This is a genomic window from Roseibium sp. MMSF_3544 (genome assembly GCF_030732845.1).
Classification (GTDB): domain Bacteria; phylum Pseudomonadota; class Alphaproteobacteria; order Rhizobiales; family Stappiaceae; genus Roseibium.
Window position 1 is genome coordinate 41,600 of record NZ_JASHKA010000019.1, and the last position, 21,802, is coordinate 63,401.

A 21,802-nucleotide genomic window follows, 5' to 3' on the forward strand; every position below is an offset into this window, starting at 1 on the left:
ACCGGGTTAGGCGGCAGCAGCTTCTGCCTGTTTGCGTTTGATGCTGACTTTGATCTTGCGGGCAGCGGTGGACAGCTGGTCGTCAGATGCCTTCATCAGGTAGGCGTCCAGACCGCCGCGGTGCTCGACAGAGCGCAGCGCGTGTGCGCTGACTTTCAGCTTGAAGGTCTCGCCAAGCGTGTCGCTCATCAGAGACACGTTGCACAGGTTCGGCAGGAACCGGCGGCGGGACTTGTTGTTCGCGTGTGAAACGTTGTTGCCCGTCATCACATCTTTGCCGGAGAGTTCGCAACGGCGTGCCATGATATCACCTTTTGTTTTCGTGGCTGGGCCGTTACATGGAACCCAGCATGTCCAAACCGGAACCGGCGCGGACCTGAGGCCCGGCGACATCGTCTCCGGCATTTCTCGGAAAAAGTTGCCCCGCTATAATGGCAGCTCGCGCGAACGTCAAGAGATGTCCTGCCCTTCGCGGCGATTCTGTGCTTTTATTCCTTCCGGCACTGGCCGTTAACCACTGAGTTACCATAATTTAGAATGATTGATCGCGCTCCGCAGACGATTTTCATGCTAGTGTTAACGTCGCGGAACACTGTTTGTGCGGGGGCGCAGTTCGCTGCCATCAGAGCAGTGCGGAGGTTTTTGAAGTGTTTGGTTTGACGTCACTCGGACGCCTCGTCGTCCTTCCGATGCTTGCTGGCGCGCTGCTGGTTTCTCCAGCAGAAGCCAAAAAGAACAGCGTTGGCGGTGTTTATGCAATTTCATTGGCTGGTTTCAAAATCGGGCGCGGCACGTTGTCCCTGGTGATGCAGGGCAATGCCTATTCCGCCAAGGTTACCGTCGCTCCTGCCGGGATCGGAACGCTGTTCTCAACAGGCAAGGGCGGCGCGGAAGCGTCCGGATGGCTTGTGGGATCGAAAGTCGTTCCCTCGAAATACCGTATGGCTTCGCAAGCGGCCAACCTGGACTTCTATGTCAACCTGACCCAGGGCTCCCGCAACATCCGGTCCGCGGAAGTTGCGCCGCAGTTCAAGCCCAACCCCGAGCGGATCAAGATCACCAAGCGCCACAAGCGCGGTGCAATCGATCCTTTGAGCGCTGCCCTCATGCCTGTCAGGCGCGCAAAAGACAGTTTCGGACCCAAGGCATGCAGCCGGAATCTGCCAATCTTTGACGGCTGGACACGGTTTGATATCAAGCTGAGCTATGCGGGCACCAAAGAAGTGTCCGGGCGCGGCTATAACGGAATGGTGGTTGTCTGCAAGGCGAAATGGGTTCCTGTTGCAGGTCACCGGCCTTCTAAACCTTCGGTCAAATACATGGCCAGAGCCAACATGGAAGTGTGGATTGCGCCGATGGGACGTGAAAACGTTCTGATTCCTTACAGGATCGCGATCGACACCAAGAACGGCCGTTTGCTCGTGGAAGCCAGCAAGCTCGATATTGAGGGTGCCGGCAGCGATCAGGCCTCCAGATAATCGATGGGTGCCGCCATTTGCACCCTTCCATGGCCGTCCTTCGACGCAGCTTGATTTTACCCGCGTGCCCAGGCGGGAGGCTTGCGCCCACTTGCGTCTCTTGATACAGCGCTCCACATTACGCCATCAGGGTGCAAAAGTGCCTTTATGTCAGTTTACCGGACCGGCCGATCACTAGCCGGCGGGCCGGCTTGTTTCAGGTAAAAAGATACATGCACAGCTATCTGGAGTTCGAAAAGCCCGTCGCGGATATTGAAGGCAAGATCCAGGAATTGCGGGCAATCGCGGCCGAAGATGGCGAAGCTGTCAATGTGGACGACGAAATCGAGCGTCTGAACGCGAAATCCGCGCAAACGCTCAAGGATCTTTATGCCAAGCTGACACCCTGGCAGAAAACGCTTGTCGCCCGCCATCCTGACCGACCGCATGCGATCGACTATATCGCCGGCCTGATCGAGGATTTCACACCCCTTGCCGGCGACCGCAAGTTTGCTGAAGACCATGCCTTGATTGCCGGAATTGGCCGTTTTCGGGGCCAGTCCGTTGCTGTTCTCGCCCAGGAAAAGGGACACGATACCGAAACCCGGTTGAAGCACAATTTCGGCATGGTCCGTCCGGAAGGCTACCGCAAAGCCGTGCGCATCATGGAACTGGCGGAGCGTTTCTCCATTCCGCTCATCAGTTTCGTTGACACGTCCGGGGCCTATCCCGGGCGCGGTGCAGAAGAGCGCGGCCAATCCGAGGCCATTGCGCGCTCAACGGATGTCGGCCTCGGGCTTGGTACGCCGTCTGTTGCCGTTGTGATCGGCGAAGGCGGGTCGGGTGGCGCGATCGCGATCGCCACGGCCAACAAGGTGCTCATGATGGAGCACGCCATCTATTCGGTGATTTCTCCGGAAGGCGCTGCGTCGATCCTATGGCGCGACAGTGCCAAGGCCCAGGATGCCGCGACGGCGCTGAAAATCACCGCCCAGGACCTGAAACAGCTTGGCGTGATCGACGATATTATCGAGGAACCGGTCGGCGGGGCGCATCGTGCGCGCGAAATCGTGATCGATACCGCGGGCAAGTCAATTGAAGCTGCCTTGCAGGACCTGGCCGATCTGAGCGCGGACGAGGTGCGCAGACAGCGGCGCGAGAAATTTGTCGCGATCGGCCGCAACCTGAGCTGACGCTGCGGGACAAATTGGCCTAATTCACGGGAATGTCAGGAGAAATATCGGCGCGGACGCAGCCATTGCGGACCTGTTTGCCATTGTCTGGCCAGATTCTGCCTGCATTCAGACACAGATTGGGCGCCCAGGTGGGGATTTTGTCCCGGTTTTTTGTTCTTATCACCGGAATTTGCTTCGCAGTGGCAGGTGGGTTTCAGTAACGTATCGTCAACTATCATTCCCTAGCCTTGCGCAGGGGCGAGACGCAGGAGTTCCTGAAAAGACAAGGCAGACAGTCTGCAGCGACTTTCAGGGTCCTAACAGTTTGGGATGTTAATATGGTCATCGGGCGCCTTCTGGATACGCCATCAGGCCTGCATAAAAGTTCTAACCGCAAAGCTGGCCGCCGGCCGGTGAAAATCGGCGCTGCGCTTCTTGCTGCCGGTTTCCTGGCAGCGTGTCAGGCAGACGAGTTCAATGCGGGGCCGGACAAGGCGAACCTTCCTGTCAGCAACTACCTCAAGCGGAAGATGAACGACCTCAACATGAGTTCGACATCACCGATCCTGATCCGGATCTTCAAGGAAGAGTCCGAGCTGGAGGTCTGGAAGCAGACCCGAAGCGGCAAGTTCAAGAAACTTGAGGAATTCGAGATCTGCAAGTGGTCCGGCAAGCTTGGCCCGAAATTCAAGGAAGGCGACCGTCAGGCTCCGGAAGGATTTTACGAAATCACTCCGTCGCTGATGAACCCCTATTCCAGCTATCACCTTGCCTTCAATCTCGGCTACCCGAACCGGTATGATCAGGCGCATGGCCGCACCGGTTCACACCTGATGGTGCACGGGGCCTGCTCTTCCCGCGGCTGTTATGCCATGACCGACGAGCAGGTGCAGGACATTTACTCGCTCGCGCGCGACAGCTTCAAAGGCGGGCAGCGGTCGTTCCAGGTACAGGCATTTCCGTTCCGGATGACGCCAGACAACATGGCGCGCCACCGGGACAACGAGCACCTGGAATTCTGGAAGATGCTCAAGACCGGTTACGACCATTTCGAGGTCACCAAAACGCCGCCGAAGATTTCGGTCTGCGAGAAGAAATACGTTTTCGATGCGACCACGCTAGTCGAAGGCGTTCCCTTCCGCGCCAGCGCGAAGTGTCCCGAGTACCAGGTGCACCCGAGCATTGCGAGCGCGGTAAACTCCAAGCAGCGGCTGGACAACGAAAAGTTCCAGAAGCTTGCCGCCCGTTATGATGCCCGCGAAGAGCGGCAGCAACGTTGGGAAGAACGCTCCAGCCGTCTGGCGGAAGCGCTCGGTGCGGGTGATGATGAAGCGGACCTGACGACCGCCGCGATTGAAAGCGGTGACCAGACTGTGAGCGGCGAATCCGCACCGGCTGCCTCTGCCGTCGCCAACGCTCCGGCACCAACGGACGCGGGTTCGACCGAAGGCACAGCTGTCGAGACAGCGTTTGCACCTCAGGATCAGTCCCGGGGCTCAGCGACCGGACGTTTCCTGAAGCGTTGGGTGCCGATGCCGTTCGGTACCAAAACCACTGAGGAAGAAAGTCAGGCCGCGCCGATCACAACGGAAGTTGTTCCGGCGGCAAAGCCCTGACCTGAGAAGCGGCGGATGCCGCTTCGGATCTCTTCAGATTTCGGGCAATCCCTTTGAGACACCCTCCTGTATCACAGCAGGGTCATAAGCCTTGCGCGCGAAGACTTCGCGGACCAACGGTTCGAAGCTTTCCACCGGGTCGGTGGGATAATCCGGGTCGAAGGAACTTTGGTCCCAGCGTTCGCAAAAGTCCGCACAGGCCTTGAAATGGATGTGGTCCTTGAACCTTTCCCGCGCGTTCTCATCCCAACCATAGTGGCGGGCATAGTAGAGCATCTGGAAAATGCCGTGATGCTCGACAACCCAGGCAACTTCATCACGCACGAACGGCCGGATCACTTCGGCTGAAAACCGGTCGTGATTTTGCGGGGCAAGCCCGTCGCCGATATCGTGCAGCAAAGCACCGACAATCCAGTCGGTGTCTGCGCCTTCGCGGCGTGCCCGGGTGGCGGACTGCAAACCGTGATCCATGCGCGTGATCTTGTAACCGGAAAGCGTGTCCTCACCCTGACGGCGCAGCTCTGACAGAATTCGATCTGCGGTCAATGCGTGATAGGGTTTTTCGGCCTTTTCCAGAAGCTCGTAGTCTTCTTTCGTGCCGTCCTTCATCTGGGTGAACGAAACTGTTTCCATGGCGCACGCTCCTGATTTTTGGGGAGTGTGCGCCAGGAATTCCATCGATGTCCAGACTGGAAATGCGCGACGTTTTCCTGATGCCCGGGATCAGTGCGGCAAAGGCGCGGGCATCTCAGGCAGCACCGCTTCGACCGCCAAGCCAATCGACAACAGATGACGGTCGGAATGCGCCGGTCCATCGAGTTCAAGGCCGACGGGCAGGCCGTCCGAGGTCACACCGATCGGGAGCGACAGTCCGGGTATGCCTGCGATCGAGCCGGGATCGGTGTTGCGGATGAACGTCTGGAATGTCGGAACGTCCTCGCCGTTGAGCGATACTGTCTGATCCGATCCCGTTATCGGCTGCGCCGCCAAAGGTGTGGTCGGAAACACGAGTGCGTCCAGCTTGTTGGCCACAAAGACCTGCGCATAGGCGGATTGAACAAGCGGCCTGAGATCGTTTATCGCCTCTGCGTAAACCTCATTAGGAATGGCCTGATCGCCAAGAACCAGGTTTTCGAAAACGAATTTGACATCCGGACTGGCCACCTCGGCGGCGATATCCTGCAAGGTCAAGCCGGTCTGATTTACTTCCAGAAACGCTGCGAGGTCGCGTTTGACTTCCCAAAGTGCAATCGGGAAGCCCGCCTTGCCGGCGAGCTCAAGCTCCCGGCCGAGGTCAACAGGAACGAGGGTCACACCGGAGCCTTCCAAGGCATCAAGAGCGGCATTGAAAAGGCGGTCCGTTTCAGGCGACAGGTTTTCTGTCAGGACTGTCGGAACACCGAGACGTACACCACTGAGCTCTGTTGCGGCCAGTTCGTTGGAAGTACCTGTGATGACACCGTCGAGAAGCGCCAGATCCGTCAGTGTTCTGGCAATCGGCCCCGCGGTATCGCGGGTCGACGAGATCGGAATAATTCCACCTGCCGGGTACCGGCCCACCGTCGGGCGCAGTCCGGAGACACCGTTAAGCGCAGCTGGAATCCGCACCGACCCTCCAGTGTCGGTTCCAAGCCCGGCAGGGGCGAGACGGCCCCCGACCGCAGCCCCGGTTCCACCGCTGGACCCGCCTGCGAACCGGTCCGGATTGTAGGCATTCGCAACCGCACCAAACGCGGCATTGTTGGAGGTGATGCCGAAAGCGAGTTCGTGGAGGTTCGTTTTACCGAGCAGGATCGCTCCTGCCTCCTTCAGCTTCGCCAAGACGGGTGCATCTTCTGTTGGGACCCAGCTTTTCAGTGCCGGTGTCCCGCCGGTGGTCGGCAGGCCGGCTGAAGCGATGTTGTCCTTCACGACAATCGGCACTCCGTGCAGCGGTCCGAGGGCCTGACCCGCGGCGACGCTTTCATCTGCTTCCGCTGCCGCGGCGAGAGCACCTTCAGCGTCGAAGGAAATGTAAACGTTCCCCGGATCGTCACCGGTTTTCTCGATCAGAGCTTTGACCAGGTCCGTTGCTGTCAGCTTTCTCTCGGCAATGGCACTGGCCGCTTGCGTCGCGGTCAGGCTGGTTAGCTCGTCGGTTGCGGATGCGGGAGTGACACTGACACTGACTGCCGCAAGTGCGGCCAAACCGGCTGTGAGATGCCATTTCATAGTTGTTCCCCTTCTCTTGTGGCAGAGGGACCAACAAACACCTGTGTCGAAACAGGCGCATCCTCGGAAATGAGGAGAAGAAGACCTTTATTGTACGGAAACGGGCGCGTTTATTGCGGCCATCAGTTCAGCGCGGCTTCGAGCACCTGATTTTTGAAAGACAGCCTTGAGATGGGAGCGCACCGTCGTGATCGAAACGCCAAGAGCTTCTGAAATCTCGCGGTCGCGCAGGCCCTCACCGACGAGGTGAAGCACTTCTTTTTCCCGTGCCGTCAGCCGATGTTGCGCCGCCCAGTCTGCCAAGCGTAAGCGGGGGTCGGCGCTGCGCAACCTTTCCTCAACGCTGCGAAGATGGTCCAGGGCGTTGCCAAATGCGGTTCCGATCGCGTCGAGAAGCTCAAGGTCCCGCCGCTGAAACGTCTCTTTGCTCCGGCCGCGCCATATGCGCAGATCTCCAAGGTGGCTGGACGTGGAAAAGGCATGAAAATTCATGCCGTGGTGCAGCCCGTCCTTCGCCAGAAAGTCATTGTAGAATTCGGTGCGCAGAAAGGTTTCGCGGGACATGACCTGATCCACATGAGTGGCCCGTCCACACATACGGAAGCGGGATGTGATCGGGTCGACATATTGAAAATGCTGTTCATAAGCGGCCAGATTGCCGGCATCCATATTGAGGAAAACACCGTCAGTATCTCCGCCATCCCTCGTCCAGACATAAGAGGCGAAATAGTCGGCAGCGAAAAGGTCGAGCAGGCGTTCGCCAATCTGTTTCCTGAGTTCCGTAGCGTCCCGGACTGCGACCATGTCCTGCATGATGGCGAACAAGATCTTTGTTTCCCGCGCTGAAAGCGTCGTCAGCATAGCCGGCCTCCTCGGCCCTCATAGTAACCGGGGTGGGGGGCCGCGTCATGCGAAAGTCTTCGGCAGCAGGTTTTGACCTATTTCGGCATCAGCGCCCAATAGTCGAAATCCAGGATGACATCTTCCAGGTATTTTCCATCCTCACCCTTCAGCGGGAAATCTCCGCAAGGCAGGTTCTTGGTGGCGACCAGTCGCAAACGCAGCGCACCGACATCCATCCGGCCCTCGATTTCAGAGCTATCGAGCACTTCCGACCAGGCATAGACCGTGTCTCCTGCAAAGAGCGGCGCCACGTGCCGTCCGCCGTTGATGCCGGCGATATGGAAGGCATTGCCGAGCCCGTTAAAGGAAAGCGAGCGGGCCAGCGAGATCACGTGACCGCCATAGATCAGGCGCTTGCCGAAACGGCCCTTTGATTCCGTATGCTGGTTGAAATGCACCTTGGCCGTGTTCTGGAAAAGCCTGGTTGCCATCTGGTGCTCGGCGTCCTCGACGGTCATGCCGTCGACATGATCGATCTTCTCGCCAACAGCATAATCGCCGAATCGGAATTGGGATCCTGCAAGGTCGTTATCCCATTTTGCGTTGTCGAGAAGGGGAACCGCCGTACCGAGTGCGTCCGGATCGATGGCAGCCGGCAGATCGGGAACGACCGCTTCCGGTGCGGGTGAGGCAGGATCGCGCTTGTTGACCATCACCCAGCGCACGTAATCCAGCACTTCGGTGCCCGTTGATGTGTAGCCGGTCGAGCGAACATAAACGACACCGGTCTTGCCGTTGGAGTTTTCCTTCTTGCCTATGACTTCAGAGACCGTCGACAACGTGTCACCCGGATAAACGGGCGCGAGAAAACGCCCGCCGGCATAGCCGAGATTGGCAACCGCGTTCAGCGACACATCCGGCACCGTCTTGCCGAAAATGATGTGAAAGGTCAGCAGATCGTCGACCGGGGCATGGGCATAGCCGAGCGTGCGGGCAAAGGCGTCGGAAGACTGGACCGCGAAGCGGGAGCCGTAAAGCGCGGTGTAGAGCGCCTGGTCGCCGCCGGTGACCGTACGCGGCGTGGCATGCCGGATCACCTGACCGATCTCAAAGTCTTCGAAGAAATTGCCGCGATTGGTTTTGCTCAACTCGTCCTCCCGGGTGCGGTTCGTGCGCGGGATTAGAGCCTATCGCAGTGCACACAGGCAAGTGCGACGTTTTGGGGAGGGGGGCGTGCTGTGTGTATCGTCGCTGTCGAAGCCATGCCAAGGCGATGGACGTGTTCGTGTTGCCGATTGTGTGTGGTGGATTTGGACCCTGTTTCAGAAAGGCGTTCCTTTGCAGCCAAGTGCGGAAAGCAGACTTTCAATGGGGTGAACCCACATGACCTGAATGCGGAAAATGTGAGAATTCGCCGCGGACCTGCCAATCTCCGCTTCGCGCCCCCAATCTGGACGTTTGACAACCTGAAAACCGTTGCCTCAACGCGACGTTCCTCTCAGCTTCAGCAAATCTGCGGCCGGGCGGGGAGCGGGGGACTAAGTGGAGACGAAGCGTTTTGTTGTCGAAGGACAAAACTGGTTTCCTGAATCTCCTGTCCGGTCGAGGTCTTTCAACCCACGAGACAGGTCCGGACTTTACCCTAGCGAAAGGTCCCCTCGGTAAACTGGCCGAAACCTCCTTTCGATGAGAGATAGATGCCGTCCTCCAGTCCCGCCGCACTCGATATTCTCAATCTCAATAAACGCTTCAGCGAACCCGCCGTAAACGATCTTTCCCTGACTGTGCACAACGGAGAATTTTATGCTCTGCTCGGCCCGAACGGCGCTGGCAAGACAACCACGTTGCGGATGGTCGCGGGATTGCTCGAAGCCGATGCGGGCGCCGTCAAGATCTGCGGCATCGACGCCTTTGCCGACCCGATTGCCGCCAAGCAGGTTCTGGCCTGGGTTCCAGACGAGCCCATGGTGTACGACAAGCTCACGCCGCTCGAGTATCTTGAGTTCGTCGCAGGCCTCTGGAGCATGGAACCGGACCTTGCGCGCTTCAGGGCTGACAGCCTGCTCGATTCATTCGGACTTGGACCCCATGCCAATGAACGCTGCGGTGGGTTCTCCAAGGGTATGCGTCAGAAAGTGGCGCTTGCCGGAGCCTTGATCCATGAACCGCGTCTGATCATTCTCGATGAGCCACTTACCGGACTGGACGCAGGATCAGCGCGGCAGGTGAAAAAAGTGCTGACCGACCTTGTCGCACAGGGCGTGTCGATCATCATGACAACACACATCCTGGAAGTCGCAGAGCGCATGGCCGACCGGATCGGGATCATCGCTCGCGGACAACTCGTTGCCGAAGGCACGCTGGAGGAGTTGCGCGAACGGGCCAGTGCCGATGGCAATTCCCTGGAGGACATTTTCCTGAAAATCGTGGGCGGCGTCTCCGACGGAGAACTGATTGCCGGTAATGCGAGTCCTCCTGAGGAGAAAGTCGCGTGAACGCGATAGCGGTCCCTTCCGCCCTGCTGCGTTTTTCGCGGCACGAACTGCGGCTTGCCTGGCGCGAGTGGGCCTGGATGTTTTCAGGCTGGCGCAACACCAGCCTGCAGCGCGCCCTGATCGGCATGGGCATCTTCTATGCGATCATGCATCTGATCGCCTATACGCTGCTTTCAACCCGTCTTGCGCCCGGGTTTGTGCTGGATCAGAGCGAACTGGCAATGCTCTCGGTCACGGTCCTGCTCAGTTTCACCATGATGCTGTCGCAGGCGATGGAATCGGTAACGCGCGCGTTCTATGCTCGCGATGATCTCGATCTGATACTGTCGTCACCTGCACCCTCCCGCGACCTGTTTCTTGTACGCATCGTCATGATGGCTCTAACAAGCTGGGTGATGTCGGCGCTTGTCATGTCTCCGTTCGTCAACGTTGCCGTGGTGCTTGGCGGGCAGCACTGGCTTGCGGGATATGTGGTTCTGCTTTCAGTGTCGCTGATGGCAACAGGAGCAGGTGTGTTGATAACGCTCGCGCTGTTTCGAACGGTGGGTGCGCAGCGTACGCGCCTGACTGCGCAAATCCTGGCCGCCATTGTCGGAGCCGCCTTCCTGATCGGGATGCAGGTGGTTGCAATCCTGTCCTTCGGGTCGATGTCCCGGTTCACACTCTTCGATCCGGCCTTTCTGGCCAGCCATGCGCCGTCTGCAGACTCCATTTGGTGGTTCCCTGCTCACGCCGTGGCCGGTCAGACCAATGCCGTTTTTCTGATCCTTGCGGCCTCCGTCCTGTTTTTTGCGGTGGGAGCCTGGCTTGGCGCAGTCCAGTTTCGCCGCATTGTCGTGTCGGCGCTTGGTGCCACGGAAAAGACCCCGCACGGACACGCATCCGGCCGGGTGTTTCGCGGTTACTCGCCGCTCGGCGCGCTTGTTCACAAGGAACTCAAGCTCATCGCCCGCGACCCGTGGCTGGTTTCCCAGACGCTGATGCAGGTGCTCTATCTTATCCCGCCGGCAGTCATGCTCTGGGTCAGTTTTGGCCAAGACACCCAAGTTTCCGTGATAATCGCTCCTGTTGTGGTCATGGCTGTCGGACAGCTTGCCGGCGGCCTTGCCTGGTTGACCATCTCCGGTGAGGATGCACCCGACCTGATTGCAACGGCCCCCATCTCAGCGTTGACACGCCTGTGGGCGAAGGTGTTGTCGGTCCTGACGCTTATTGCCGGGATCGTGCTGCCGATCGCGCTGTGTCTTGCACTCATATCGTTGTGGGGCGCGGTCGTCACCTTTACCGGCGCATTGATCGCAGCAGCGAGCGCAATCCTGGTTCAGCTCTGGTTCAGAGCACAAGCCAAACGCACAACTTTCCGGCGTCGGCAGGTGGCTTCGAAGGCTTCGACAGTCGCGGAGGCCGCAGCGTCCATTTCCTGCGCGGCGGGCACAGCGCTAATCGCTGCGGGGCAACCATTGGCGCTTCTCCCTGTTGTTCTGCTTTTGATTGTCCTTGGGATTGCCTGGAGTATCCGCCCGAAGCGCAACGCAAGACCTTCAGGAGTGTGAGGGCTGCCTCGGATGAGGCAGCAAATCCAGGTCCGTTCACGCACCCAAAAGTGATCGTATCAAAGGCCGCGGCACGCGACGGGTCAGACGCGATCGTGCCGGCCGCCCAATTAGGCCCTTGTTCGTTGACCATCATTGATGCCAGTTTCTATACATAGATTCAGGAGGGCATCTTTGTGTTTCACGGTAAGGTACTGGTCGCCCAGGGCGGTGGGCCGACGGCAGTTATCAACCAGTCCATGGTTGGGGCGGTGTTGGAATCGCGCAAGTTCCGCAGTGTTGAGTTGATCTACGGCGCCGTGCACGGTGTGCGCGGGATCCTGGACGAAGACTTTTACGATCTGACCCAGGAGACCACTCATAACCTGGAGATGGTCGCCAACACGCCGTCTTCGGCACTGGGCTCGACACGCGACAAACCGGATCTGAGATACTGCCAGGAACTGTTCAAGGTCCTGCGGGCGCACCAGATCGGCTATTTCTTTTATACCGGCGGGAACGATTCCTCGGACACTGTCCGTATCGTGAACGAAGAGGCACGCAAGGCGGATTACAATCTGCGCTGCATCCATATTCCGAAAACGATCGACAACGATCTGGTCGAAAATGACCACACGCCAGGCTTCCCGTCCGCTGCGCGATATGTGTCTCAAGCGTTCATGGGCATCAATCTCGACAATGCGGCGCTTCCCGGCATCTATATTGGTGTCGTCATGGGGCGCCATGCAGGCTTTCTGACCGCCGCCTCGGCTTTGGGAAAGAAGTTCTCCGATGACGGTCCCCATCTCATCTACATGCCTGAGCGAACCTTCGAGATCGATCGGTTCATCAGGGACGTCAAGGACGTGTATGAAAGGCTCGGTCGCTGTGTTGTTGCTGTCAGCGAAGGCATTCATGACGGGACCGGCGAACCGATCATCGCCAAACTGGCCAGCGAAGTCGAACGTGATGCGCACGGCAATGTGCAATTGTCCGGAAGCGGTGCCCTGGCGGATCTTTTGACGCAGAAAGTCAAAGACGAACTGCAAATCACGCGGGTGCGGGGGGATACGCTTGGTTATATCCAGCGCAGTTTTGTCGGGTGTGTCTCCGATGTTGACCAAAATGAAGCTCGCGAAGTCGGCGAAAAGGCCGTCCAATACGGCATGTTCGGTGACCGCGACGGATCGGTGACGATCAAACGCACCGGCCACTACTCTGTCGACTACGAACTTGTCCCGCTGGAAATGGTGGCCGGAAAGACCCGCACGATGCCTGATGAATTCATCACGGCTTCGGGTCACGACGTCACCGACGAGTTCCGGCTCTATCTGCGTCCCCTGCTGGGGAGCGGCATGCCGGACGCCCATCGCCTCCGGCCGAACAAGGTGCCGAAGATCCTGGCAGGCGCGCCCTAGGACGCGTTGTCTGGGCGGGCGCAGCGGCGAATAGGTTAGACAACTCCGTCACCCCTCTTTTTCCCGTCGTCCCATGGCTTGACCATGGGACCCATACCGTGAATTTTTCCCGGATGGAGGAAAAGAGCTTGAGGCGAAGTCGCGGCCTGGATTGCCGGATCAAGTCCGGCAATGACAGATGATACAGGCTTGTCTCAAGACGAATGTGCCGATCTCGGCGAAATGAGCTGAGGATCTCCAAGGCTCTGTGAAGGGCAACTTCAAAACAAATCTTCATCCTGAGGAGCCGCGCAAGCGGCGTCTCGAAGCAACCATGTTTATGCCGTTTGTTTTGCTTGCCAGTTTTTTCCGTCTCGGACCATTGCATTTAGAATTGTGATGAGTTTTCTCGCGCATGCGATGATTGCTTTTTTCTTTGTGGTGCCAGCTTTGACAAGGCGTTCGTAGAACGTCCTGATGAGGGGGTTGAAGCGGGTGGCGGACAGGCTTGCCATGAACAGAGCCCGGCGTACGGAAGGCCTGCCTCCTGCGATCGTTCGCTGCCCTCGCATGGTGCCGCTGTCTCTGGCGAACGGCGCCAGCCCGACAAGGGCGGCGATGGCCCGTCGCGAGATCCGTCCGAGTTCGGGCAGGAAGGCCATGACAGATATGGCGGCGACCGGTCCGATGCCGGGAACGCTCGTCAATTGCTCATAGCGCAGGCTCAAGTCGGCCTTGTCCTGAATGCAGCGCCGGATCAGGCGGTCCAATTCTGCGAGCTTGGCCTCAAGCGTTTTCACCAGGTCTTCCAGCACGGGCCTGAGATCGGGATCGTCCAGCAGGCCGAGCTGATTGGACAGGCGGGTCTTGTGAGCAACCAACGTGTCCCTCAAGGCGGCATATTGCGCCAGTTTGGCTTGCGCATCATCCGGCCGCCGGGCTACGGGCAGATCAAAGACCTGTGCGAAATGAGCCAGAACGGCCGCATCTATCCGGTCGGTCTTGGCCAGATACCCGCTGGCCCGAGCAAAGTCTCGCACACGGCGCGGATTGACCACACAAACGCTGTGCCCCTGCTTTGTCAGCGCACGCGTTGCTCCGCGTTCATAGCCGCCGCTGGCTTCCAGAACGATCCGCTCAACACTCAACGTACAAAGCCAAGCTCCAAGCGCAGACCAGCCCGAAGGCCCATTGTCAAACTGTTCTCGCCTGTTGCAAGGACGCGCATGCACGTCCAGAACCGACTTCGACACATCAATTCCCACAAACACTCGAGCCATCTCCATCTGCCCCTGCCTTATCTACGCACTCTTGCGCGAGCAACCATTCGGGATAAGTTGGAAAGCGGGACCGGGAGCCTTGCTTCGAGCGGACTGACGGATGCCGAGGATGGTACGGTCTCCGGCCCGCTTGGGAGGGCTTATGCGGCCCTCCCAAGACAAAGCCTACAAAAAAATAAACAGATAAGGATGTGCGGCAGGTTCTCGGGCAAATGGCAATCCTTCGAGACGCGAGTGGTCTCGCTCCTCAAAATGAGGTTGTGCATCTGGAATACAGCCAACGCAGGGTGCTCCGGTTCCTTGCGCAGGATCACGTCCGCTCAAGGCTCGACCCAAGATGATCGAGCGGAAATGTCGAAAGCAAAAAGCCCGGGACAGTGCCCGGGCTCATTCATTTCGTCTCCGCGATCAGGCACCTTACGCCGATTCCTTGTTGGCGGCGCGTTCGGCGCGTTTGCGCTCGTGCGGGTCGAGGATGCCCTTGCGCAGGCGGATGGAGCTGGGGGTGACTTCCACCAGCTCGTCGTCGGAAATATAGGAGAGCGCAGCTTCCAGCGTCAGTTTCTTTGGCGTTGTCAGCTTGACCGCGTCATCCTTGCCGGCGGCGCGCACGTTGGTGAGCTGCTTGCCTTTCAGAACATTGACTTCAAGGTCGTTGCCGCGCGTGTGTTCACCAACGATCATGCCCGGATACACCTTTGTGCCCGGATCGATCATCATCGGGCCGCGGTCCTCCAGGTTGAAGAGCGCATAGGCCACGGCCTCACCCGTGCCGTTCGACAAAAGCACGCCGGTGTGGCGACCCTGGATCGGGCCCTTGTAGGGCTCATAACCATGGAACAGACGGTTGAAGATCGCGGTGCCGCGTGTGTCGGAGAGAAGTTCGGCCTGGTAGCCGATCAGGCCGCGGGTCGGGGCGTTGAACACCAGACGGGTGCGGCCACCGCCGGAGGGTTTCATCTCCAGAAGGTCGGCCTTGCGCTCCTGCAGCTTTTGAACCACGACACCGGAATGCTCTTCATCGACGTCGATGATGACTTCCTCGATCGGCTCAAGACGGTTGCCGGCGTCATCGAACTGGTAGACGACGCGGGGCCTGCCGACGCCGAGTTCATAGCCTTCGCGGCGCATGTTCTCGATCAGGATCGCGAGCAGCAATTCGCCGCGTCCGGACACCACGAACGCGTCCGGCTCGTCCGTGTCCTCAACCTTGAGGGCGACGTTGCCTTCCGCTTCCTTCATCAGCCGTTCGCGGATGACGCGGGACTGAACCTTGGAACCTTCCGTTCCGGCCAGCGGGCTGTCGTTGACGCGGAAGGTCATGGAAAGGGTGGGGGGGTCGATCGGCTGGGCCTGCAGCGGCTCTTCGATGCTCGTGGCGCACAGCGTGTCGGCAACCGTCGCCTTGGTCATTCCGGCAATGGCAACGATGTCGCCCGCTTCACCCTGTTCGATCGGTTGGCGTTCCAGGCCACGGAAGGCCAGGATCTTCGAAATGCGGCCGCTTTCCACAACGCTGCCATCACGCGCAAGACCCTTGATGGCCATGTTGGGCAGCGCAGTGCCTGACACGATGCGACCGGTCAGAATGCGGCCGAGAAAGGGGTCGGACTCAATCGTCGTTGCCAGCATGCGGAACTCGCCCGGGTCAGCTTCCGGCGGGGCGACCTTGTCCAGGACCATGTCGAACAGCGGGTCCATATTGTCCTGCGGCCCGTCCGGCTCCGGTGCCATCCATTCCTGCTTGGCCGAGCCGTAAAGAACCGGAAAGTCCAGCTGCTCCTCGTTGGCATCAAGCGCCGCGAAGAGGTCGAACACCTCGTCCAGAACCTCGTCGGCGCGCTGTTCTGGCTTGTCGATCTTGTTGATGGCGACAATCGGTTTCAGACCGAGGTTCAGGGCCTTGCCCAGCACGAACTTGGTCTGGGGCATCGGCCCTTCAGCGGCATCGACAAGCAGGATGACGCCGTCAACCATATGCAGGATGCGCTCGACTTCACCGCCGAAATCGGCATGGCCGGGCGTATCGACGATATTGATGCGGGTGTCCTTCCAGACCAGCGAGGTGACTTTCGCCAGAATGGTGATGCCGCGTTCGCGCTCGATGTCGTTGGAGTCCATCATCCGCTCTTCCGTGCGCTGGTTGTCGCGGAAGGCGCCGGACTGCTTCAGCAGAACGTCGATGAGGGTGGTCTTGCCATGGTCGACGTGCGCGATAATGGCGATATTGCGAAGGTTCATGAGTGGCTCCAAAAGACAGCACGGGCCCGATTGGGACCCGTGACACGCCTGGAAGTGTAATTTCTGGGATCGGCGCAGTCGCCGAATTTGGCGCCTTTATACGTGGCCTGCGGCAATTGTGCAATGCGGTGACGATTGTGCGCATTGACAGTGCCGCAATGACGCACTAATTCGTAAGGAAACCTTACTAATAGACAGATCATGAATATTGCTTACCCGAATGTCAGCGTCACGATGCTGGTCGTCGATCTAGCGCGTTTGCTGCGCCGGCGGTTCGAGACTGCCCTGTCCGACGTGGAAACCGGACTGACCGTCGGCGAAGCGCGCACGCTGTTTTATGTCTGGCGGAACCCGGGACAACGGCAGGCAGCACTCGCCGACATTATGTATGTCGAACCGATGACCCTGGTCGGCTATCTGGATTCGCTGGAAAAGATGAATCTGATCAAGCGGTGCCCGGACCCGAAGGACAAGCGGGCCAAACTCGTGGAACTGACACCCGAAGCTGATCCGCTCCTGGAAAGAATAGGGACGGCGCTGCAGTCCGTACGCTCCCGCGCGCTGGAAGACATTCCCGAGCGCGACAGGGCCACACTTGAGCGGCTCTTGCAGGATATGAAGGACAACCTGATTTCCGAGGAGGGGCCGGGCAGACGGAAATGACCTCTGAACACGCCATCATGAGCGCGCGGCGCACGTCTTTGCTTGGCGCGGGGCTGGTTGCCATCGGACCGATTTCGATGGCGCTCTATACCCCCGCCATGCCGAAGCTCGTGGAGGTGTTCGGGACGACCGACGCTGCGATCAAGCTGACGCTGATCGCTTACTTTGCCGGATTCGCGGTTGCCCAGCTCATTTGCGGCCCACTCTCCGACGCGTTCGGGCGCAAGCGCGCGACGCTGGCGTTTCTTTGTCTCTACCTTTTCTCAAGCTTCCTGGCGACATTTGCCCCGACGGTGGAGTTCATGCTCGTCGCACGCACTCTGCAGGGCGTCGGGGCAGCTGTCGGCATTTCCGTTTCGCGCGCGATCGTACGTGATCAGTTCACCGGACAGGCGTCGGCGCACATCATGAATACGATCGCGATGATGCTGGCGTTGGGGCCTGCCGTCTCGCCCACGATCGGCGGTTTTGTTCTGGAGCTCTTCGGCTGGAGAGAAGTGTTCTGGTGCATGGTGATCTACGGTGCGGTGCTGATGGCCGCAATCGTCCTTTTTCAGGTGGAGACCAATCCCAACCCCGGAGCGCACCACCTCAATCCGAGGCAACTTGCCGCAAACTATCTGATGTTGCTCAAGGACCCGAGATTTCTCTCCCCCAGCATCCTGATCGGGTGCGGACTGGGCGGCCTTTACGCACTCGCAAATGTTCTTCCATTCGTTCTGATGGACGAAGTCGGTTTGTCGCCGTCACTATTCGGCATGGTGATGATCATCCAGTCCGGTTCTTTCATTGTCGGGACAATCGTAACGGGGCGGTTGCTCAAGCGGATGGAAGCGCACAGGCTCGTTCCTGTCGGCATGATGTTGTGGGTTGTGTCTTCGTCGCTGATGTGCGTCCTGACCTTGACCATGGAGCCGACGGTCCTGACGGTCATGGGGCCCGTGGCCGTGTTCGTGTTCGCGCTCGCATTCGTTCTGCCCGCGAGCTTCACCGATTCAATGGCACCCTTTCCCCATATTGCCGGAGCGGCTTCGGCGATGACGGGTTTCATGCAATTTGGCGGCGGCATCCTCGCCGGTCTCATCGTCGCCGCTCTGGGTAGCCCGCTGATCGGGCTTGCGACGGTTCTTCCTCTGATGCCGCTGGTCGGCATTGTTCTGCACCTTGTCTTCAAGAACAGGGCGACACGTCTGGCGGCTGCCGAGTAGATCAGTCCCGCATCGCGTCAAAGAAGATGTCGTCCGCTTGACCCGGTCGCGGTGAACGGGCATCAGTCGATGCGAGTTAAAGAGGATCTCCCGCATGGCGAAAGCCGCCCGATACGCATTGCCGACAAATCGCGCCCACGTGATGGGCATCCTGAACGTCACGCCGGACTCGTTCTCTGACGGAGGACGCCACAATGAGGAAACGGCAGCCCTGGCGCATGCAAGAGCGATGATCGCCGAAAGGGCCGACATTCTCGATATCGGCGCGGAAAGCACGCGCCCCGGTTCGGACCCGGTCGCCCTGGAAGACGAATGGCGCCGTCTGGCAACTGTCCTGGAGCCCGTCTGCGAGCTTGGCACACCTGTTTCCATCGACACGTACAAGGCGGAGATCGCACGCCGGGCCTGTCGCGCGGGGGCTGTGATTGTCAACGATGTCTGGGGCCTGCAACGGGATCCGGAAATGGCCGATGCGGTGGCAGAGGCCGGCGTCCATGTCGTGATGATGCACAATCGGGACAGGGCAGATGGCAGCATCGACATTCTCGACGATATCGACCGGTTCTTCGAGAGATCACTAGGTCTGGCGGAAAAGGCCGGGATCCCGAACGAAAAGCAGATCCTTGATCCCGGTTTCGGGTTCGGCAAGACCGTTGATCAGAATTTCGTCATCTTGAACCGTTTCGAAACGCTCAAAAAGCACGGATGTCCAATCCTGGCCGGCGCGTCACGAAAACGGATGATCGGCGCGGTCCTGAATGTGGAGACCGACGACCGGCTTCACGGGTCCATGGCGGTTCACATGACAACGCTCCTCAAAGGGGCGGCGATCGTCAGGGCGCATGATGTCGGTCCGCATGCGGATTGCGTGCGTATGCTGGAGGCCACTCATCTGGAACGGACGCCTGTCTGATATGACCACGACCCACAGCATGCCTGATGCACCGACCCGCTGCGCCCTCGGGCTCGGATCCAACCTCGGGGATCCCGCCGCAAATCTCGACGAAGCGGTCCGGCTTCTTGACGAAACCGACGGCATCACGATGGTCGCGCGCTCATCAAATTATCGGACGCCGCCCTGGGGCCCCGTACCGCAGGATGATTTCGTCAACATCTGTGTAATTGTTGATACGGTGCTGAGCCCACAGGCCCTGCTGGGACGCTGCCTTGAGATTGAAAACGAGCTCGGCCGCATTCGCGAAGTACGTTGGGGTCCCCGGATTATCGACGTGGATGTTCTGATCTACGGTGTCCGCAAGATCCATGAGGATAATCTGGATGTACCGCATCCCAGGATGGGCGAGCGGGCCTTCGTGCTCATTCCGCTTGCCGAGATCTGGCCGGACGCCCCCCTTGGCGATGGCCGCACGGCTGCAGAAGCGCTTGAAACTTGCCCGGATCAGGACGGCGTTCTTCGGTTGGGTTGACGCGCGCCCGCCCCGTAATGCGCAGCTTCGGCGGTCCGCCTGTCCGCCCGGAATTATCCATTTCTTAAAGTCTGAAATGATACAACCCAGCTCCACTTTCACGTGTTGTCGAGTCGATTATTATGCGGCTTTCATTTGCTGGGCTCAGGTCCCTTCGTGACTCCAGGTTCTTTTCAAAAGAAACCATCAAGTTCGCGATCTTACCGCTTTTCCTGTGCAACATTATCTTTTTTGTACTGAGTATTTTCTATAGCCCTCCAAGAGCAGAGTTCGTGCTTGCTCTTGCGCTTGTGTGCCTTACGGGTCTTTTCGTGAACAGGTTCGTGTTCCTGTTCTTGTTATTCTGTGTCATGGCGCTGGACGCTGCCGCATTCGTGTCGCGCTACTTCCAGATGCCGCTTGCTATGCTTCTGGACTCCCTGCAGTTCCTGGGTGAGCTCAACATCGCGCAATCGATTACGTATCTCGTTGTTTTTGCCGTCCTGACTGTTGCGTTCGTGCTGACATACAAGGTCGTCGTCAGCCTGAAGAAGCGCCGCGACCGGATTTCTCTTGTTCCCTTCCTGATCGTTGCGATGATTTTTGGCGGTTTTGACTATTGGATAAACACAGCTCCTCAGGATCTGATGAACCTGCAAATGCAGTTTGCCGAGAAGTTTGAGCCGATCGAGGATGCAGCAAGTCTGAAATCGGGTGTGTCACACCTGACCGACAACGGCGGAAGAAGCGACGTTCTTATCGTGATGGTGGAGGGGCTCGGTGCCTTTTCCTCGCAAGAGCACCAGAACCTCATTTGGGGGCCGCTGCTTCAGGAAGACATCCGCAAAAAATATGCAGTCGAGCAGGGCGCAACCGAATATTTCGGTTCGACAACCTCTGGGGAAGCCAGGGAACTCTGCAACGTCCGGGCGGATTATCGGGATTTTCGCGAACGTGGCGATACCGACTGCCTGCCAAAACGGGCCTCGGAAGCCGGTTATAGAACCGCAGCGTTCCACGCGTTCACTGAAGAGTTTTTCGAGCGCAAGGACTGGTTTCCGAAAATCGGCTTCGAAGAGCTCTATTTTCGGGAAAACAAGGCAGGACTGGCAACGGGTGAGCCGCTGCCCCTTTGCGGTGTGACCTTCAAGGGCCTGTGCGATGCCGATGTGGCGAGATCCGTAGAAGCGTTCCTGACCGAGGAGGAATCCCGGCCGAGGTTTGTTTACTGGCTAACGCTGAATTCACACAAGCCGGTTTTGCCCGGTGAAGTGCCAGCAAGGCTTTCGTGTGATGACGGCGGTGTCTTTGAAGATCGTGAGCTGTGCCGCATGAGCGAGCAATGGCTGAACGTATCGCACCTCGTCCGGGACATTGCCCTGAACGAGAATCTCAAGGAAACAGAGATCCTTCTCGTCGGCGATCACCAGCCGCCGCTTTTCACCCGCAAGGCCAGAAATCTATTTCAGCCGCGTCAGGTCGGCTGGTTTCATCTCAAGCCGCTGACCGGCTCGGATGCAGAGACTTTCGCAGCGGTCGGGTCACACGCGAAATAGAACAGTTCGGCTTCATTTAAGGGTCCGCACGCTAGAGCCCGACAAAACTCTCCATATGAAACCGCGCCGTCTCGGGTGACGGCTTGTGGTCACCGCCATAGGGGCAGGCGTGCCGGGCGAGGCACCCGGACCAGCAGGCGACCGCAGGGTCGGAGGCCAGATGCGTCTTGCACGCCGGGACGTCATAGCCCGTCTCAGGCGAAATCGCGTCAACCGGACAGGCCGTCACGCACGGCTTGTCGAAACAGGTCTCGCACGGGCCGGATACCGTAGGCGCTGGTGTCGCGATGACAGGCTCGGATGTCAGAAACGCGGCCCGGAAACCGGTCCAGGGGCCGTACTGCGCATGCGCCAGAACACCGAGCGGGCTTTGAGAGAAACCGCCGCATTTCAGCGCCCACTGCTGGAATGGGAAATAGGGCGGGCCCTCAAACGGAAACAGGGCTTCGTAACGATGGTCCGAAGCGATCTGTGAGAGCGCACGTTTGGTGTATCGGTCAAGCGCATGGGGAGCTAGGTCGGCGAATTCCGGAGTGGTGCGGAAACTCGGCCAAAGCGACGGACCAGTGCTGCCGATCAGAAGCAGGTTCGTGACCGCACTGCCACCTGAAATATCGGGGACTCCGTCGCCGGCGCCGGGCTCAAATCCACCCAGACACAAAAAACCGGCCGCCGCGAGATCTTCCGTCAGTTTCGCTGCAGCCGGTGTTGTCATGTCGGTT

19 protein-coding genes are annotated in these 21,802 nt (G+C 58.8%); 11 read left to right on the top strand and 8 right to left on the bottom strand.

The window, feature by feature from the left end; all coding sequences use genetic code 11:
* Positions 1-6 precede the first annotated feature (6 nt).
* Positions 7-303, bottom strand: a complete 297-nt coding sequence (gene rpmB / locus RBB47_RS22920) for a 50S ribosomal protein L28 (protein ID WP_305988222.1) — start codon at positions 301-303, stop codon at positions 7-9.
* Between the two features lie 344 nt (positions 304-647).
* Here rpmB and RBB47_RS22925 point away from each other — a divergent pair, with 344 nt between their 5' ends.
* The 3 genes from RBB47_RS22925 (at position 648) to RBB47_RS22935 (ending at position 4,248) form a co-directional block, all read left to right on the top strand.
* Entirely contained in the window at positions 648-1,478 is an 831-nt protein-coding gene (locus RBB47_RS22925) for a DUF3108 domain-containing protein (RefSeq protein ID WP_305988223.1), read from the top strand.
* A 212-nt stretch (positions 1,479-1,690) separates the two neighbouring features.
* Positions 1,691-2,650, top strand: coding sequence for an acetyl-CoA carboxylase carboxyltransferase subunit alpha (locus RBB47_RS22930; protein ID WP_305988224.1), 960 nt, complete (start codon positions 1,691-1,693; stop codon positions 2,648-2,650).
* A gap of 320 nt (positions 2,651-2,970) precedes the next feature.
* Entirely contained in the window at positions 2,971-4,248 is a 1,278-nt protein-coding gene (locus tag RBB47_RS22935) for a murein L,D-transpeptidase family protein (RefSeq protein ID WP_305988225.1), read from the top strand.
* Positions 4,249-4,281: 33 nt separating this feature from the next.
* Here the strand turns inward: RBB47_RS22935 and RBB47_RS22940 are convergent, their stop codons facing one another.
* From RBB47_RS22940 to RBB47_RS22955, 4 genes are all read right to left on the bottom strand, one after another.
* On the bottom strand, positions 4,282-4,881 hold the full coding sequence (locus RBB47_RS22940) for an HD domain-containing protein (protein WP_305988226.1): 600 nt from the start codon (positions 4,879-4,881) through the stop codon (positions 4,282-4,284).
* A 90-nt stretch (positions 4,882-4,971) separates the two neighbouring features.
* Complete coding sequence (iaaH, locus tag RBB47_RS22945; RefSeq protein ID WP_305988227.1) at positions 4,972-6,459, bottom strand: indoleacetamide hydrolase; 1,488 nt, start codon at positions 6,457-6,459, stop codon at positions 4,972-4,974.
* 87 nt (positions 6,460-6,546) lie between these two features.
* A complete protein-coding gene (locus RBB47_RS22950; protein WP_305988228.1) occupies positions 6,547-7,320 on the bottom strand; it encodes a LuxR family transcriptional regulator in 774 nt (257 codons plus the stop codon).
* Positions 7,321-7,397: 77 nt separating this feature from the next.
* Positions 7,398-8,450: a MaoC family dehydratase gene (locus RBB47_RS22955; protein ID WP_305988229.1), complete on the bottom strand. Its 1,053-nt coding sequence runs from the start codon at positions 8,448-8,450 to the stop codon at positions 7,398-7,400.
* A 549-nt stretch (positions 8,451-8,999) separates the two neighbouring features.
* Here RBB47_RS22955 and RBB47_RS22960 point away from each other — a divergent pair.
* The 3 genes from RBB47_RS22960 to RBB47_RS22970 all read left to right on the top strand — a co-directional run bounded on the left by RBB47_RS22960 (position 9,000) and on the right by RBB47_RS22970 (position 12,747).
* Positions 9,000-9,797, top strand: coding sequence for an ABC transporter ATP-binding protein (locus RBB47_RS22960; RefSeq protein ID WP_305988230.1), 798 nt, complete (start codon positions 9,000-9,002; stop codon positions 9,795-9,797).
* On the top strand, positions 9,794-11,350 hold the full coding sequence (locus RBB47_RS22965) for a permease (protein WP_305988231.1): 1,557 nt from the start codon (positions 9,794-9,796) through the stop codon (positions 11,348-11,350). Before RBB47_RS22960 ends, RBB47_RS22965 begins: the two co-directional genes overlap by 4 nt.
* Before the next feature lie 176 nt (positions 11,351-11,526).
* Positions 11,527-12,747: a 6-phosphofructokinase gene (locus tag RBB47_RS22970; protein WP_305988232.1), complete on the top strand. Its 1,221-nt coding sequence runs from the start codon at positions 11,527-11,529 to the stop codon at positions 12,745-12,747.
* A 317-nt stretch (positions 12,748-13,064) separates the two neighbouring features.
* Here RBB47_RS22970 and RBB47_RS22975 read toward each other — a convergent pair whose 3' ends face one another.
* Together RBB47_RS22975 and typA are read right to left on the bottom strand one after the other, a co-directional pair.
* Positions 13,065-14,006, bottom strand: a complete 942-nt coding sequence (locus RBB47_RS22975) for an IS110 family transposase (RefSeq protein WP_305988233.1) — start codon at positions 14,004-14,006, stop codon at positions 13,065-13,067.
* Positions 14,007-14,423: 417 nt separating this feature from the next.
* On the bottom strand, positions 14,424-16,247 hold the full coding sequence (gene typA / locus RBB47_RS22980; RefSeq protein ID WP_305988234.1) for a translational GTPase TypA: 1,824 nt from the start codon (positions 16,245-16,247) through the stop codon (positions 14,424-14,426).
* Positions 16,248-16,448: 201 nt separating this feature from the next.
* Between typA and RBB47_RS22985 the strand changes: the two genes are divergently transcribed.
* The 5 genes from RBB47_RS22985 to RBB47_RS23005 all read left to right on the top strand — a co-directional run bounded on the left by RBB47_RS22985 (position 16,449) and on the right by RBB47_RS23005 (position 21,080).
* Positions 16,449-16,910, top strand: a complete 462-nt coding sequence (locus tag RBB47_RS22985) for a MarR family winged helix-turn-helix transcriptional regulator (protein ID WP_305988235.1) — start codon at positions 16,449-16,451, stop codon at positions 16,908-16,910.
* The gene (locus RBB47_RS22990; RefSeq protein WP_305988236.1) at positions 16,907-18,118 is read left to right on the top strand and encodes a multidrug effflux MFS transporter; all 1,212 of its coding nucleotides are present in this window, start codon (positions 16,907-16,909) and stop codon (positions 18,116-18,118) included. The genes RBB47_RS22985 and RBB47_RS22990 overlap by 4 nt, the downstream gene beginning before the upstream one ends.
* Positions 18,119-18,212: 94 nt before the next feature.
* Positions 18,213-19,031: a dihydropteroate synthase gene (folP, locus tag RBB47_RS22995; RefSeq protein WP_305988237.1), complete on the top strand. Its 819-nt coding sequence runs from the start codon at positions 18,213-18,215 to the stop codon at positions 19,029-19,031.
* A 1-nt stretch (position 19,032) separates the two neighbouring features.
* Entirely contained in the window at positions 19,033-19,545 is a 513-nt protein-coding gene (gene folK / locus RBB47_RS23000; RefSeq protein ID WP_305988238.1) for a 2-amino-4-hydroxy-6-hydroxymethyldihydropteridine diphosphokinase, read from the top strand.
* A 272-nt stretch (positions 19,546-19,817) separates the two neighbouring features.
* A complete protein-coding gene (locus RBB47_RS23005; protein ID WP_305988239.1) occupies positions 19,818-21,080 on the top strand; it encodes a sulfatase-like hydrolase/transferase in 1,263 nt (420 codons plus the stop codon).
* 31 nt (positions 21,081-21,111) lie between these two features.
* Here the strand turns inward: RBB47_RS23005 and RBB47_RS23010 are convergent, their stop codons facing one another.
* Positions 21,112-21,795 carry a hypothetical protein gene (locus tag RBB47_RS23010; RefSeq protein ID WP_305988240.1) on the bottom strand — a complete coding sequence of 228 codons (684 nt, stop codon included), beginning with the start codon at positions 21,793-21,795 and terminating at the stop codon, positions 21,112-21,114.
* Positions 21,796-21,802 lie beyond the last annotated feature (7 nt).